Below are 15,519 nucleotides of genomic sequence, written 5' to 3' on the forward strand. Positions count from 1 at the left end.
TATCCTATTCATTAATTACAAATCCTTCTGCACGCATACGGGTGAGAAGATCCTGCCAGCGGGAGAGCCGTTTGCTGTCGCCCACGCGTTTGTTGCCGCCGGACTGCGGCAGCCATAGCCCTTCGCCGTTAAACGCGTAGACCGGAAGCAGGTCGGTACGCTGTGTAGCAGGCAAGATGGCGGTTTTCAGGTTATCCAGAACCAGTGGGATCGCCGTGGGGGTGGAATACCATGTCACCACCATGTGCGCCTGATTCAGTTCGAGTGCTTTAACATAGGTAATACGTAACTGGTTCGCCGGCACGCCCATTTCGCGCAGGGTGAAATATTTCGCCAGCGCAAAGTCCTCGCAGTCCCCTGCCCCCTGACGTAAAAACTCAATTGGCGTTGCCCAGTAATCCTGCTGCTTCCAGACGACGATATCATCGCGAAACGCCATGCGGGCGTTAAAAAATTGGTTAACCCGGTTTAACGTGTCATGGATCGTGCCCTGCGACGGCTGTTTAAGCAACGCTGCCCACTCATCAATCCGCTGCCGGGCGGCGGGGGTAGCCGGGCCATACAGCCGTTCGGTACGGGTGCTGATGGCGCTGAAATCCCACCCGGCGCCGAGCCCGGGAGAGATAACCAGCAGCAGCACCAGCCAGAGCGACAACCAGCGTCGGCAGCTCGCCAGAAGAGAAGGAGGAAGCCGCATGGCGTTAACTTACTTCTCGCCTGACCGGGCCAGCCAGCGCTTACGGTACGCGACATAGCCGGAAAGGTAGTGCTCAACGTCGTCGATTCGCACACGATAGCTGTGGTGACGAATAAAAAAGCTGCCGACGATGCGTGGCGGGTTTTTAAAGAACATCGCCAGTTCCGGCCAGAAAAAGCCGTTTGCCAGGTAGCGGGCGCGGCTCTCCAGCGCCTGGTTGAACACCGTCATGTCGAAGCCCGCCAGCAGATGTTTATGGGGCGATGCCTCAAGCCGCGCGATCATCCGTGAGGCCGCCATCATTAACTCAAGCAGCGTAGGATAAGTGGTGACGCGGTTCTGAACGAAGTCGAGATGATCGCGCACGTTATCCAGCCCAAACTGGTAATAGCGCTCCAGCGGCCGGTAGAGCGTGAGCTCGTTGACGCAGTAGCTGAGCCAGTGATCGTGCGCCTGCCAGTGCTTCTGGTCGATAAAGTGCTCCATTGCCCGTTCGACCATTGCCAGCCAGCGCGGTGCTTTGGTCAGCCCGTAAAGACGCATCAGCGCAAAGGCCGCTTCCCCGTCGTAATAGATAATGCGGTGCGCCGCCTTCAGCGACAGATCCCCGGCGTTAAGCACGTGGACAAATCCGCCCGTCTGCGGATCCTGCATAAAGCCGATCCCGTTCGCCAGCCGCGCCATCTGCTCCAGGTAGCGGTTATCGCCGGTCAGCTCGCTGTACTTCGCCATCGCCAGGATGCACACCGCATTGCCGCCGAGCTTGATCTCATCCCCGGTATCCACCAGGAAGTCGGCTTCGCTGCCGTCCGGCAGCCTGTAAGTACGGATAAAGCTGGCGCAGAGGTCGTTGAGCGCCCGCTCGATTGCCGCGAACTGTTCAGGCTGCTGCGTCACTTCCCAGCCTTCGAGCAGTGCATAGGTGGAGCTGGCGTGGCGCAAGGCGTTATAGGTGGGAATAGCGCGGTCGAAACAGGGGAACCAGCCGTACTGATAGCGCCCGGAAGGGGTAATCTGGCGTGCAAGGTAGTCGGTGGCGGAGGCGATCATCGGCTCAAGCGCCGTCGCCTGCCAGTCGGGTAGCTGGCGGTAGCCGCTGTTACGTCCGGTCGATTCGATGGGCAGCAGCTGCTCGCCGTCGCAAAAGAGCGCCCGGGTGGTGAAGCGCCAGAGCGTCTGGTCAGGCTGCGCCGGCCAGCTGAGCACGGCGCCGAAGCGGCGGCGGGAAAAATGGGCCAGATTAGTGGCATTGGGCGTGGCAACGCCGTGATCGCCGTGATAGAGCAGCGCGTTGGCCGCGATCTCCTGCTCCAGCATCGCGTAGCGAAACGCCGGATCCAGGCTGATGCCAAAGCGAAAATAGTTGCGTTTGGTTTTGGCTAAGCGGGCTTGCAGGTTATCCCAGCGCAGAGCCTGCACCTGATCCACAAGGTCAACGCGCAGCCAGCAAACTTCCGTCCCACTCTTTTGCTGCCACTGCAGCAGCGCCTGTACACCCTGCTGCCAGGCGTGATCGAAGGTGTCGCCACAGCCTTGCACAACATGCGCACGGCTTTGGCCATCGGAAGCACTAAAAAAGATCGCCCAGGTGGGGCAGATCGGTGGTTTGGGCGCGACGTCCAGCAATTCCATCGCCGGGCGGATTTGCGCCAGTAATTGGCTGAGCGGCATTTTTACTCCTGATAACGCCTGAGGAAACCCTGTCAGAATAATCCTAACCAGATAATACCATTATGTGTGACAAGTTGTGTATTCTGTATGTCTATTGTTTCTTCCGGGGCGGTGGTGTGAGTCGATGTTTCGCGGTATGGAGCCTGCTGCTAATCAGCGTTTTCGCTTACGCTGAGACGCCGCTGCTGTGGAACCAGCCGGCCTCCCGACAGCACTGCCCGACCGGCGACGATGCCGTGTGGGTACACTACCCTGAAGGCAACGCCTGTATGCGCTATTTCAGCGCAGGCAATCTGCAGGCCGCCCCGCTGGCGGTGGTGATGCTGAAAGGCGACCGCGTCTCGCAAATAAAGCGCCCACCCGCCACCATCCCGGGGAATACCGCCGCCGACCAACGCCGTCAGGCCCGGGCCATCCTACGCCAGACCGGGTTGCCGACCATCATTCTCGCCCGCCCCGGCACCTACGGTTCCAGCGGTGACCATTACCACCGTCGTCAGGCGGAAGAGTTCCAGGCTATCGATGCCGCCCTCAATGCTATCAAGGCCCGCTACGGTATTCAGCGCTTTATTCTCAGCGGACACAGCGGAGGTGCCACCGCCGCCTCGGCGCTGTTGACTACCGGCCGCCGGGACATCGACTGCGCGGTGCTGAGCTCCGGTGCCTGGGGGCTGCTGGAGCGGGCGCAGCGCATGCGCCTGCAAAAAGGTAACGCTCTGGCACCGGCACTGGATACCACCGGACTGCCGCACCCGTGGGATCCCCTCAACCACATCAGCGGGATCGCCGCCGATCCCTTCCGGTTGATCCTGGTGATCGGCAACCCGCAGGATCGCAATACGCCGTTCGATCTGCAGGCGCGATTCGCGGATGCGCTGCGGGAACATGGCCACCGGGTAGAACTGCTCGAACGCCCCGCCAGACCACCGGAATATCATGATTTGACGGGTAATGCGGCAATCAACGCCATTCGCCTTTGTCCGCTACGCGGATAAGCCCAAAAAAGCAGGAATAAAAATATGAGCCAGAAACCGCCCCGCCAGCCACGCGCTGAGACGCAAGCACCGGGATGGACCGCTGCCGAACTCGAAAAACTACCCGGTAGCATCTGGTACAATCGCCCGGATGCAGGCTGGTGCGCCACTGACATCGTCCTTTTTCATGATAAGGCGCAGCCTGGCCAGCCCTGCCTCTTTGTCGCCATCGATCCCGACACCTGGCGCAAGGGCTCCGGCAACACCGGTATTTACGCAGGCTGGGATGACACTCATCTTTCGCTTCCCCGCCACGCCTCTCGCTACTGCGGGGCCATCGTCCAGCGCAAGGTTGATGGTCTGCCTCCGGACTTTCCTCAACTGGTGGTGGGCAACAGTTATCAGGCCCTGCTTTGGCTTGCAGAAGAAGCCCGGCGGCGGCTGGACGGCAAGCTGGTGGCGATCACCGGTACGGTAGGCAAAACCTCGACCAAAGAGATGCTGAACAGCATTCTGGCAAACCATATGTCGGTGGTGGCGAGCCGCGGGAACCACAACACCCGCACAGGTGCCTCCATCACGCTGGCGCGTGCAGTCTGCAATCCGCAGGCGGTGGTAATGGAAGTGGCGATCTCTGCTCTGTGGATGCGCAACGGTGGGATCGGCCCGCGCATTAAGCCGCATATCGTCATCATCACCGAAATCGGCATCACCCAGGTGGGCAGGAGCGTGACCTCTCTCGATGATGTGGCCCGCTTTAAAGCGCGCATCAGTCACGGTCTTATTCCAGGTGGCTATGCCATTTTAAACCGTGATATGGCCGGATATAACACTGTGGCTGCCAGCGTTACCCGCGACGGTGCCCGTATCATCAGCTACGGGTTTGATGCCGACGCCGACGTGCGGATCACGGCATTTACCCAGGATGCCAACGGCAGCCTGATCACACTCAACCTCCACCAGCAGAGCCTGAGTTACCGGCTGGCCGTGCCGGGCAAAGGCGCCGCGCTTAACTCGGTGGCCTCGCTTATCGCCGCCGACCTGCTTGGAGTGAGCCTGGCGGAGATCGTTACCAGCCTTGAAGCCTGGCGCAGCGATGGTCAGCACATGGGCATTACCGCGCTGCCGCTGCAGGGCGGCGGGGCAGTCACTCTGATTGATGACAGCTATAACGCCGAATACCTGTCGATGCTCAACGCGTTTGAGGTGGCCGCCCAGCGTGCGCAGGAAGACGGTGGCCGGGTGATCGCCCTGCTGGGGCGGATCATCAACCTTGGGGATCAGTCCGCCGCCATCCACCGCTCACTGGCGCAGCCCCTGCTGGCGGCCAGCTGCCAGCAGGCATTTCTGCACGGTGACGAGATGCGTACCCTGCACGACGCCCTGCCGGATGAGGTTCGCGGCGGCCATTTCAGCACCGCAGAGGCGCTGGTGGAGGCCGCTGCGCCGACGTTGCGCGACGGTGATATCGTGCTGGTCAAAGGGAGCGTGCGTAATTCCGACTTCAGGCGGGTTGTCGGCCTGTTGAAGCGCCGACTTACCGCGTCGCCAGCCCTGGCAAAAGGGCAAACCGCCCGTCTGCTGATGAATCTTACCACCGGCGAAACCCGGCTGTCTGAGCAGGGCGACAGCGCGTTTGCCCCCACGTACTTGAGCCAGCTGCTGCTGGCCGTCTGCCTGGCAGAACGTCTGCTGGCGAAAAAAATAACCCTTGAGACGCCTGTTGAGATGCACGGCATCGCCGCCCATGTTCTGCAGGGCAATCCGGCTCTTGGCCTGCAACGGGGCAGCACGGCAACCGTGAAATCGCTGGTGCAGGGGATGCTCATCCACAACGCCTGCGACGCCGCCATTCATCTGGCGGAAACGCTGGCAGGCAGTAGCGCGGAGGCGTTGAAGGCGCTGCGCAGCCTTGTTGACCAGCTGGAGATGCGCCACACCCATATCAATAACGTCTCCGGTCGTCCCCGCCCCGGCCAGCGCACCACGCTTACGGATATCGCCAGGCTGATGCACCATTTTCAGCTGCGCTACCCGCACTGGCTTACGTGGCTGGGTGAGCATGAGGCGGCTATAGGCGAGCGGGTGTACCGTAAAAGCGGCAACCTGCACAGCAACGGCAGCGCATGGGGACAATTCTGCGCCGGACGCTGGGGCGTTGCGCTGCAGTGGATCGCAGGCGAACTCTGGCTGGCCTGCGCTGCCGGGGCGGATGATGCCTTTCATCTCGACTATCTGCTGGATGGGCTCCTGGCCGGAGTGGATGGCGCAGAGCCCGCACCGGCGCCCGTCGAACGGCACATCGACAAACCTGTGGCGACCCTCACCTTGTTGGGCGACACCTACTTTGGCGAGTGGTATACCCGCAAGCGCCAGGCGCGGGGTTTGGATGATGCCCTGCAACGTTACGGCTACGATCACAGCTTTCTGGGCATCGCCCCCCTGCTGCGCGGTAGCGACTTCACCCTTGCCAACTTTGAGGCGGCCCTCGCCACCGATCTGCGCGCCAGTCTGGAAGGCCGAAAGCCGTTCTGCCTGACCGGGGATCCGGTCGCCTCGGTTACCGCCCTGCGTAAACAGGGTATCGACGCGGTGGCCCTTGGCAATAATCACGCCATGGATGCCGGACTGCCGGGGCTGGAGAGCACCCTGGCGGCGTTTGGCGACGGCGGCATTGCCTGCATCGGCGCCGGACGCAATGCGCAGCAGGCCCACGCTCCGCTGGTGCTGACGGTGGGCGGCAGACAGTACAAGATTTTCAGCGCCTACTGGTACCGACGCTACATGGAGCAGGATTGCGCCTTTTATGCCCGCCCACGTCGGGCAGGGGTCGCCTGCCTGAGCGGCGGCCTGGCTGAACAGCTGCGTCTGGAGAAATCACGCCCCCGGCCAGCCACCACTATCGTGCTCGCTCACTGGGGGCTAGATTACCAGGGGACAACGGCGGGACAGCGGGCGCTGGCGCAGCGTCTCTGCGAGGCCGGAGCCGACCTGATTATCGGCTCCGGGCCGCACATGGCAGGCGAGGCGGTACGACTGGGCGAAAGTCTGGTGATCTACAGCATCGGCAACGGGGTGTTTAACAGTAACGGTGAATACCAGTCGCGAGGCGTGCCGCCGTATGGCTTTGTCGTCCGCCTGCTGCTCGGCGCCCCGCAACCGCAGATCGCGCTTCTGCCGATCCTGACCGACAATAAACAGACCTTCTGGCAGCCCCGCCCGGTGACCGGGGCGGAATTTGCGGATCTGATCGCGCAGCTGACCGCGCAGGGCATGCCCATTACCCGGGAAGAGGCGTCCGATGCGGGCTGGCGCGCCGTCAGTGAGGAGGGTGAATGCAGGCTGATCATGCCGCTGGCTCAGCTGGCCGGGAGGTAAGCAGAATTTTTAAGCGATACAACTACCTGAATTAAAATTCCCGATTACATTTAAAAGACGTCACTCCGCTGTGCGACAGAGTCAGGACAAACTGATGAGCGTGCCACTGCAAAAAATGCCCCGCTGCGGGGTGGTGTTGTTAACGCTGCTTCTGAGCGTAAGCGGTTGTGCTAGCCATGATAAGAATCCCAGCCGGGCGCGCGTAGCGCCGAAATATGTTCGCCCTGCGCCTGTGCAGCCCGCGTATAGCGCACCTGAATCGTTCCTGAACGCGCCAGAAGCGCCCCCTGCGCCACCCGTAAAAGTAAAAAAACGGCCTCAGGTTAAAGCCGCAGAACCGCCCGCGCCCCGGGTCGTGCCGGTGCTGGATAACTCGTTGCCGGAGCAGATCTGGCAACCTGCGATCACCCGTCAAACCAGCCTGGAGCTGAAATCATGACGGAACGCGCTCTCGGTGAACTGGAAAACCGGGCCGATATTAAGCGCCCTACGCTGCCGCTGTGGCAAAACGCGGTGGTTATTCTCCTCACCCTCACCTACCTCATCTGCGAGCTGGCCTTTAACTCGCGCCTGCTCGATCTGGTGGGAAGTCTCTCCACCCCCGACGATATCCACAATATGGAGCGCTATGGTCGGGCCCTAACCGCCATCGCCGCCGCGCTGCTGGTATTCCAGCTGTTGCTGGCGTGCAACGCCTGGCTGAAAAAACGCGACATTGCGTTTCCCGCTCCCTGGGTGGCAGGCATGGTGTTCTCGCTCTGTCTGCTCACCGGCGTGGTGACATGGCAAACGGTGGAGTGGGTTATTGAGCGCCAGGTTGCCCAAAGCACCGGCGAGTTTCGCCAGAAGTCGATGCTGACGCAGCTCTATCAGCACTCCTTAATTGACGGGCACCAGACGCTGGCGGGGATCCCGCTTGATGACGATGGCAGTCAGCGCGAAACCTGGACCAGTCCATCCGGAAAAGCGTTTCTGGCGATGCTGCCGCTGCTTATGAGCTCGGTCAGCCGCTATCACGAACTGCTTGAGCGAGAGGCGGCACAAAACCTGCGCGACAGCATCAGCGTTCAGGAGGGCGGGCTCCTCGGCTATTACAAACTCTGGCTGGCCGCGCGCGCGGAAATTTATCAGGACTATCTCGGCTATAACAGCGATACCCGGAAAAATGGGCTTTATCATGGGGTGGCAATCCCGGCCCGCCTCGACTGGGAGACGTTTTTCATGCTGGAACCGGTACAAAAGAGGCTGCGGGAAAAGCTGGCCCTGCCGCTGCAAACCCGGGTGCAGCCTGAATATCCGAAAGAGGACGCCCTGAAACAGTTCGCCCTGGCTCTGCAGGCTCCCCATCTTGACTACGTCCTGCAACAGCAACTCCCCCGCCTGCAGGCTGCGCTCACCAGCTACGGTGCAGGCGGAGCAAATGAAAAACGGGGCGAGGATGCGGCGCGGGCGGTGATTGTGCCTCCCATTGCGCTGATGTTCTCCCTGCTCGGCGCCCTCACCCACCTGGCAAAACTGCTCTATCTGCTGCTTCTCCCGTTAAGTGCCGCCCTGCTCTCTGTCGCCCCCTGGCGGCCCGTTCGCCTGCTCAACCGCCATCCGCTGATCTTCCCGGTGCTATTAATCTGCCTGCTGCTCGGCCTGTGCAGCGTGACGAACAACAGCATTACGGCTTCTCCGGCCTATCAGTCGCTGCGGCACGCATTGCAGGGAGCGGAAGTGACGATCACCGATACCCCCGCATCCCTCAGCGGCGGCACGCTGTTGCGGCTGATCCATACGGTCAGCATCGGGCAGAGTTACAGCTATCCGTTAAATCACGCCTTACGCCAGAACGTGCTGCTCGGCTTTGATTTTGGATATGAAAGACCTCATGAATAGCCTCTTAATGCGGATAAAAATAGCCTCCTGTTTTAGCGATTTTACCGGTTATTTTTTGATCGAAAAGTAGTGTTAGCAGTTAAGATATATCAGTGCTACATTACGCCGCCCAACGCCAATTGCCGTTTTTTCAGACTCCGGGCATGTACGGTTTCAGCCATGAACCAATACGATTACCGCGGGTCTTATTAACATTCCGGCGTAGCGCCAGTCTGGGGCTACCAACATACTCTTCACAAAGGTCGTTTTATCTTGTCTCAATGCAAATTCACGCGCACGCTTCTGCATCCGCGTTACTGGTTTACGTGGTTTGGTCTGGGCGTCCTGTGGCTGCTCGTGCAATTACCTTATCCGGCGCTGCGCTGGCTGGGTGCCGGTCTCGGAAGCCTCTCGCGTCGTTTTCTGAAGCGCCGTGAATCTATCGCGCGCAGAAACCTCGAACTCTGTTTTCCGGCGCTCTCCCCTGCAGAGCGCGATCATCTCATTAGTGAAAATTTTAAATCTATCGGCATGGCGTTACTGGAAACGGGAATGGCCTGGTTCTGGCCGGACTCGCGGGTACGTAAATGGTTTGACGTTGAAGGCCTGGAAAATTTGCAGCGCGCGCAGGCGAAAAACTGCGGGGTGATGGTGATCGGCGTTCACTTTACGTCGCTGGAGCTGGGTGGCCGGGTGATGGGGTTGTGCCAGCCCATGATGGCTACTTATCGTCCGCACAATAGCGCCCTGATGGAGTGGGTGCAGACGTGCGGGCGCATGCGTTCAAATAAGGCGATGATCAGCCGCAATAATCTACGTGGGCTGGTTAGCGCCCTGAAAAAAGGCGAAGCGGTCTGGTTTGCTCCGGACCAGGACTATGGCCGCAATGGCAGCAGCTTCGCCCCCTTCTTCGCAGTAAAGGAGGTGGCCACCACAAACGGCACATTTGTGATTCACCGTCTTTCAAAGTCGGTGATGCTGACGGTTACCATGGTCAGAAAAGACGATAAAAGCGGTTATCGCCTGTTTATCATGCCGGAGATGGAGAACTATCCCCAGGAAGAGGCGGCCGCCGCGGCTTACATCAACAGTGTGATCGAGAGCGAGATCATGCGTGCGCCGGAACAGTATTTATGGGTGCATCGCCGTTTTAAAACGCGTCCTGTGGGGCACGCTTCCCTCTATCTTTAACCCCGTCGAAGGTTAGTTTCTTTTAGAAACTAACCTTTTCAATCACCTGTAATCACTTAGGTTTATCGTTAGCAGGCTATCTTGCTGAAGGACAATTTATTACCTGCCGAAATTAAACTGTCGCCGTTCCACGACACTCGTAAGTCGTGGAAATTATTTAGAAAAATGCCTCTTGTCACTCCCGAAATTTAAGCGTACATTAGCGCCGTCTGGCTACCTGAAAGCACAGAATTCTGAGCTGGAGTCGTCGCTGAAACGGGATAATTCTCATTTCCGCCCTAGACTGACTTCACCTCTCTATACTCAGTTGGACTCTGTTTTTTATTGCGTATCACGAAATACGCGGAGCGATGAACGTGAAATATTTCTTTATGGGTTTTTCAGTGATTTTGTTCGCATGGGTCGGTACGTTTGCCCTGATGATGAACTGAGCAAAGAAAATGTAGTCAAAAAAACAGGCGCCCAAGGCGCCTGTTTTTTTTGGGGTTACTGACCCGCCTGCTCTGGCGTGGTCTTTGTTACCTGGGGCAACAGTCCGTCGGCGCGGAACATGCTTTTAATGCCCCTCACCGCCTGACGGATACGATCGCTGTTCTCAATCAGCGCGAAACGCACGTGCGTATCGCCGTAGTCGCCAAAGCCAATCCCCGGGGAGACGCACACTTTCGCATCCTGCAGGAGTTTTTTGGCAAACTCCAGCGACCCCATCGCGGCGTAGGCCTCCGGGATCTTCGCCCAGACGTACATCGAAGCTTTCGGCATCTCCACCATCCAGCCCGCCTCATGCAGCCCTTTGACCAGCACATCGCGACGGCGTTTGTACTGGGCGGCAATCTCCTTCACGCACTGCTGATCGCCTTCCAGCGCAGCAATGGCCGCTACCTGCAACGGGGTAAAGGTGCCGTAGTCGTGGTAGCTTTTGATACGTGCCAGCGCGTTTACCAGCGTCTTGTTGCCGACCATAAAGCCGATACGCCAGCCCGCCATGTTGTAGCTTTTCGACAGGGTGAAAAACTCCACCGCAACGTCCCGCGCGCCGGGTACCTGCATGATCGACGGCGCTTTCCAGCCGTCATACACAATGTCGGCGTAGGCCAGGTCATGCACCACCAGCACGTCGTAGCGCTTAGCCAGGGCCACCACTTTCTCAAAGAAGTCGAGTTCCACGCACTGGGCGGTCGGGTTGGAAGGAAAACCGAGGATCATCATCTTCGGCTTCGGATAGCTTTCCCGGATGGCGCGTTCCAGCTCGTTAAAAAAGTCGACGCCTTCAACCAGCGGCACAGAGCGCACCTGCGCACCGGCAATGACCGCACCGTAAATATGGATCGGGTAGCTGGGGTTCGGCACCAGCACCGTGTCGCCATGGTCCAGCGTCGCCAGCATCAGATGCGCCAGCCCCTCTTTTGAACCGATGGTGACAATGGCTTCGCTCTCGGGGTCGATCTCCACCTTATAGCGTTCCTGATACCAGCGCGAAATGGCGCGGCGTAAACGCGGAATCCCTTTAGAGGTTGAGTAGCCATGCGTGTCCGGGCGCTGGGCGACGGTGCAGAGTTTTTCCACGATATGGGGCGGCGTAGCGCCGTCCGGATTACCCATACTGAAATCGATAATGTCTTCGCCGCGCCGACGCGCAGCCATTTTCAATTCAGCAGTAATGTTAAACACATACGGGGGAAGACGATCGATACGCGAAAAACGGCGTTCAGGACTGGAGTCAGCCATAAATTCCTCAGATTACGTTAGCGCCCGGACCGTCCGAGCGACGTCGCCACGGATGTGGCGTGCTTAGAAAATAACCTGAAAAAATTCGCCTTGTCGAGGGGGAAGAAATAAAAAAAAGCGTAGCGCTAAAACGGGAACACTGCTTAAACAAAAACCGGAAGTAAAAATGAAAAGAGGCATCAAGAATGTTATTTTGTTAACATTTTAATATCATTACAGTTACGACTTCCGGGTGGCTTTTTAGCTTTTCTGCTCGCTTATGTGACCTGAGATACAATCCCCTTTGATTAACGTGGTTTATCCCCATTTTATAAAAGAGCGGGATGGCTGGTCATTGAGCGTCAGGTTTTTTATCATGGTTCTTTCCTCTTTTCCCAGGTTTACCCGTGCACGAAATATTCAATATGCTGCTGGCGGTGTTCGATCGCGCGGCGTTAATGCTGATTTGCCTGTTTTTCCTCATTCGCATCCGCCTGTTCCGCGAGCTGCTGCATAAATCTGCCCACTCGCCGCGCGAGCTGCTGGCGGTCACCGTTATCTTCTCGATGTTTGCCCTGTTCAGCACCTGGTCCGGGGTGCCGGTGGAAGGTTCGCTGGTCAACGTGCGTATTATTGCCGTGATGTCAGGGGGGATCCTGTTTGGCCCGTGGGTGGGCATTATCACCGGTGTTATCGCCGGGCTTCACCGCTACCTGATCGATATCGGCGGCGTAACGGCGGTTCCCTGTCTGATCACCTGCGTTATTGCGGGCGTGATGTCGGGCTGGATCAACCGCACCTTCCCCAAAAAGCAGCACTGGCGGGCGGGTATTATCGGTGGGATGATCTGTGAAACGATGACCATGATTCTGGTGGTGGCCTGGGCCCCGACCACCGAACTGGGGCTGGATATTGTGTCTAAAATCGGTATCCCGATGATCCTCGGCACCGTGTGCATCGGCTTTATCGTGCTGCTGGTGCAGAGCGTGGAAAGCGAAAAAGAGGCCAGCGCCGCCCGGCAGGCCAAGCTGGCGCTGGATATTGCCAATAAGACGTTGCCGCTGTTTCGCGACATTAACGCTGAATCGCTGCGCCAGGTGTGCGACATCATCCGCCGCGACATCGACGCTGATGCGGTGGCCATTACCAATATTGACCGGGTGCTGGCTTACGTGGGCGTGGGTGAAACAAACTACCGGGATAATGATGATACCATCAGCCCCACCACCCGCCAGGCAATCAGCGGCGGCAAGATCATCATTAAGAATAACGATGAGGCCCACCGCACCCCGGAGATCCACTCCATGCTTGTCATCCCGCTGTGGGAAAAAGGGGTGGTCACCGGCACGCTAAAAATTTACTACTGCCACGCGCACCAGATCACATCGACCTTACAGGAGATGGCGGTCGGGCTGTCGCAGATTATCTCCACTCAACTGGAGGTCTCCCGTGCCGAGCAGCTGCGGGAGATGGCAAACAAGGCAGAGCTGCGCGCCCTGCAGAGTAAAATTAATCCCCATTTCTTGTTCAATGCGCTGAACGCCATCTCCTCATCGATCCGCCTGAATCCGGACACCGCCCGCCAGCTGATCTTCAATCTGTCGCGCTATCTGCGCTACAACATTGAGTTGAAAGATGACGAGCAGATCGACATCAAAAAAGAGCTTTATCAGATCAAGGATTACATCGCCATCGAGCAGGCGCGGTTTGGCGATAAGCTCACCGTCATCTATGACATTGATGAAGAGGTGAACTGCGTGATCCCAAGCCTGCTGATCCAGCCGCTGGTGGAGAATGCCATTGTCCACGGCATTCAGCCGCGCAAGGGTAAAGGCGTGGTTACCATCAGCGTGGCCGAATGCGGTAACCGCGTGCGGGTGGCGGTGCGCGACACCGGCCACGGGATCGACCCGAAAGTGATTGAACGGGTAGAGGCAAATGAGATGCCCGGCAATAAAATTGGTCTGCTCAATGTCCATCACCGCGTTAAGCTGCTTTATGGCGAAGGACTACATATTCGCCGCCTTGAGCCGGGTACCGAGATCGCGTTTTATGTTCCTAACGAACGCGCCGCCGTTCATGCCCAGACGTTGTTGTTGCCTTAGAGGGAGTGACGCATGAAAGTCATCATTGTGGAAGATGAAATACTCGCTCAACAGGAGCTGAGCTGGCTGATTAAAGAACACAGCCAGATGGAGATCGTCGGCACCTTTGAAGATGGTCTGGACGTGCTGAAATTTCTGCAGCAGAACCGGGTTGACGCCATATTTCTGGATATCAATATTCCCTCTCTGGACGGCGTATTGCTGGCGCAAAACATCAGCCAGTTTGCCAGTAAGCCGTTTATTGTCTTTGTCACCGCGTGGAAAGAGCATGCGGTGGAGGCTTTCGAGCTGGAAGCGTTCGACTATATTCTGAAGCCGTACCAGGAGTCGCGGATTGTCAGCATGCTGCAGAAGCTGGAACACGCCTGGCACCAGCAGTCCGGCGCGGAGCAGGTCGCGGCCTCACCGGTCATGCGTGAAAATGACACCATCAATTTGATCAAGGATGAACGCATCATCGTGACGCCGATGAACGATATCTATTATGCCGAAGCGCATGAGAAGATGACCTTCGTCTACACCCGCCGCGAGTCGTTCGTCATGCCGATGAACATCACCGAATTTTGCAGCAAGCTGCCGGCGAGCCATTTCTTCCGTTGTCATCGCTCGTTTTGCGTCAATCTGAACAAGATCCGCGAGATCGAACCCTGGTTCAACAACACCTACATTTTACGGCTGAAGGATCTCGATTTTCAGGTGCCGGTGAGTCGCAGCAAGGTGAAAGAGTTTCGCCAGCTGATGCACCTGTGAAGGGAATGCCCCGGTGAACAGACGTCACCGGGGAGAAGCCATTACAGTACCTGGCCCAGAGTCTGACGCAGATGCGCGCCAGAGCCCAGCAGACCCGGATTGTCATGTACAATCAGGTACACCGGAATATCCCGGACATAATCGCGGAAGCGCCCCTTGTCTTCAAACCCGCCGCGGAAACCGGACGATTTAAAGAAGTCGAGGAAGCGCGGTACGATCCCGCCCGCGATATAGACCCCACCAAAGGTGCTCAGGTTCAGCGCCAGGTTGCCGCCAAAACGCCCCATGATGACGCAGAAGAGCGAGAGCGCACGACGGCAGTCGGTGCAGCTATCTTCCAGCGCGCGTTCGGTCACATCTTTCGGCTGCAGATTTTCCGGCAGACGGCCATCGGATTTCACAATCGCCCGGTAAAGGTTCACCAGGCCCGGACCTGAGAGCACCCGCTCCGCCGAGACGTGGCCGATCTCCGCGCGCAGCTCTTCGAGGATGATGCCCTCTTCTTCGCTGTTTGGCGCGAAATCGACATGTCCGCCTTCACCCGGCAGGCTGATCCAGCGCTTGTCGACGTGTACCAAATGGGAAACCCCCAAGCCGGTGCCAGCGCCGTAGACGGCAATGGGCTTACCTTCAACCGGCTCGGTGCCGCCGAACTGGATCAGATGCTCCGGCTTTAACATCGGGATCGCCATCGACACCGCGGTAAAGTCGTTAATAATTTCCAGATGGGCAAAGCCGAGGTTGGCCTTCATTTCGGCGACAGAGAATGCCCAGGTGTGGTTGGTCATCGCCACCCAGTCACCGGTAATCGGGCAGGCAATGGCGATACAGCCATCCTCAACGCTGACATCATGCTCCGTCAGATAGACACGAACCACCGCTTCCAGGCTGGGGTAATCCAGCCCGGAATAGGTTTTGGCGCGGGAGATTTCGCCGGTGTTGACGTCACATAACGCCAGACGCGCGTTAGTCCCCCCTACATCACCTACCAAAGCATACTTTGTCATTCTTCTACTGCTCCGCTAAAGTCAAAATAACTGTTTGGCACACTCTAAATTCAAGGCCCGTGAACAACAACGACCTGAATAAAAGCACCCCAGGATTATCGATCTTCATCACAGAATAACTTTACCGTTTCAGCACCATTTGCACTATTGCCATAAGGCTGAACGTGCAAAGTACAGAC

The 15,519-nt window shown here is 58.0% G+C and carries 12 protein-coding genes; 8 read left to right on the forward strand and 4 right to left on the reverse strand.

The features are described 5' to 3' along the window. Window positions 1-4: 4 nt before the first annotated feature. Together lapG and FHC51_RS21140 are read right to left on the reverse strand one after the other, a co-directional pair. Window positions 5-697, reverse strand: a complete 693-nt coding sequence (gene lapG, locus FHC51_RS21135; protein ID WP_114386022.1) for a cysteine protease LapG — start codon at window positions 695-697, stop codon at window positions 5-7. Window positions 698-706: 9 nt separating this feature from the next. Continuing rightward, window positions 707-2,368, reverse strand: a complete 1,662-nt coding sequence (locus FHC51_RS21140) for a Mur ligase (RefSeq protein WP_220436533.1) — start codon at window positions 2,366-2,368, stop codon at window positions 707-709. Between the two features lie 116 nt (window positions 2,369-2,484). Here FHC51_RS21140 and FHC51_RS21145 point away from each other — a divergent pair, with 116 nt between their 5' ends. The 6 genes from FHC51_RS21145 to ypdK all read left to right on the forward strand — a co-directional run bounded on the left by FHC51_RS21145 (window position 2,485) and on the right by ypdK (window position 10,202). Then, window positions 2,485-3,363 (forward strand): alpha/beta hydrolase, encoded by an 879-nt coding sequence (locus FHC51_RS21145; RefSeq protein WP_309236362.1) that lies wholly within the window; start codon window positions 2,485-2,487, stop codon window positions 3,361-3,363. A gap of 24 nt (window positions 3,364-3,387) precedes the next feature. Continuing rightward, window positions 3,388-6,720, forward strand: a complete 3,333-nt coding sequence (locus tag FHC51_RS21150) for a CapA family protein (protein WP_220436534.1) — start codon at window positions 3,388-3,390, stop codon at window positions 6,718-6,720. Window positions 6,721-6,814: 94 nt separating this feature from the next. Continuing rightward, the gene (locus tag FHC51_RS21155) at window positions 6,815-7,159 is read left to right on the forward strand and encodes a hypothetical protein (protein WP_114314335.1); all 345 of its coding nucleotides are present in this window, start codon (window positions 6,815-6,817) and stop codon (window positions 7,157-7,159) included. Continuing rightward, window positions 7,156-8,601, forward strand: coding sequence for a hypothetical protein (locus FHC51_RS21160; RefSeq protein WP_220436535.1), 1,446 nt, complete (start codon window positions 7,156-7,158; stop codon window positions 8,599-8,601). The genes FHC51_RS21155 and FHC51_RS21160 overlap by 4 nt, the downstream gene beginning before the upstream one ends. 249 nt (window positions 8,602-8,850) lie before the next feature. Beyond that, window positions 8,851-9,771 carry a kdo(2)-lipid IV(A) palmitoleoyltransferase gene (gene lpxP / locus FHC51_RS21165; RefSeq protein ID WP_114314333.1) on the forward strand — a complete coding sequence of 307 codons (921 nt, stop codon included), beginning with the start codon at window positions 8,851-8,853 and terminating at the stop codon, window positions 9,769-9,771. Between the two features lie 350 nt (window positions 9,772-10,121). Further along, window positions 10,122-10,202 (forward strand): membrane protein YpdK, encoded by an 81-nt coding sequence (gene ypdK, locus FHC51_RS23310; protein WP_197080173.1) that lies wholly within the window; start codon window positions 10,122-10,124, stop codon window positions 10,200-10,202. A gap of 55 nt (window positions 10,203-10,257) precedes the next feature. Here ypdK and alaC read toward each other — a convergent pair whose 3' ends face one another. Next, on the reverse strand, window positions 10,258-11,499 hold the full coding sequence (gene alaC / locus FHC51_RS21175) for an alanine transaminase (protein ID WP_220436536.1): 1,242 nt from the start codon (window positions 11,497-11,499) through the stop codon (window positions 10,258-10,260). A 386-nt stretch (window positions 11,500-11,885) separates the two neighbouring features. Here alaC and FHC51_RS21180 point away from each other — a divergent pair, with 386 nt between their 5' ends. Together FHC51_RS21180 and FHC51_RS21185 are read left to right on the forward strand one after the other, a co-directional pair. Continuing rightward, on the forward strand, window positions 11,886-13,583 hold the full coding sequence (locus FHC51_RS21180; protein WP_156239478.1) for a sensor histidine kinase: 1,698 nt from the start codon (window positions 11,886-11,888) through the stop codon (window positions 13,581-13,583). 12 nt (window positions 13,584-13,595) lie between these two features. After that, the gene (locus tag FHC51_RS21185; RefSeq protein WP_114314331.1) at window positions 13,596-14,333 is read left to right on the forward strand and encodes a LytTR family DNA-binding domain-containing protein; all 738 of its coding nucleotides are present in this window, start codon (window positions 13,596-13,598) and stop codon (window positions 14,331-14,333) included. 41 nt (window positions 14,334-14,374) lie between these two features. On the opposite strand, the gene glk is transcribed toward FHC51_RS21185, so the two are convergent. Next, window positions 14,375-15,340 carry a glucokinase gene (gene glk / locus FHC51_RS21190; protein ID WP_103180613.1) on the reverse strand — a complete coding sequence of 322 codons (966 nt, stop codon included), beginning with the start codon at window positions 15,338-15,340 and terminating at the stop codon, window positions 14,375-14,377. Window positions 15,341-15,519: the final 179 nt, after the last annotated feature.

Origin of the sequence: Leclercia sp. EC_58, assembly GCF_019584355.1 — a bacterium.
GTDB lineage: Bacteria > Pseudomonadota > Gammaproteobacteria > Enterobacterales > Enterobacteriaceae > Enterobacter.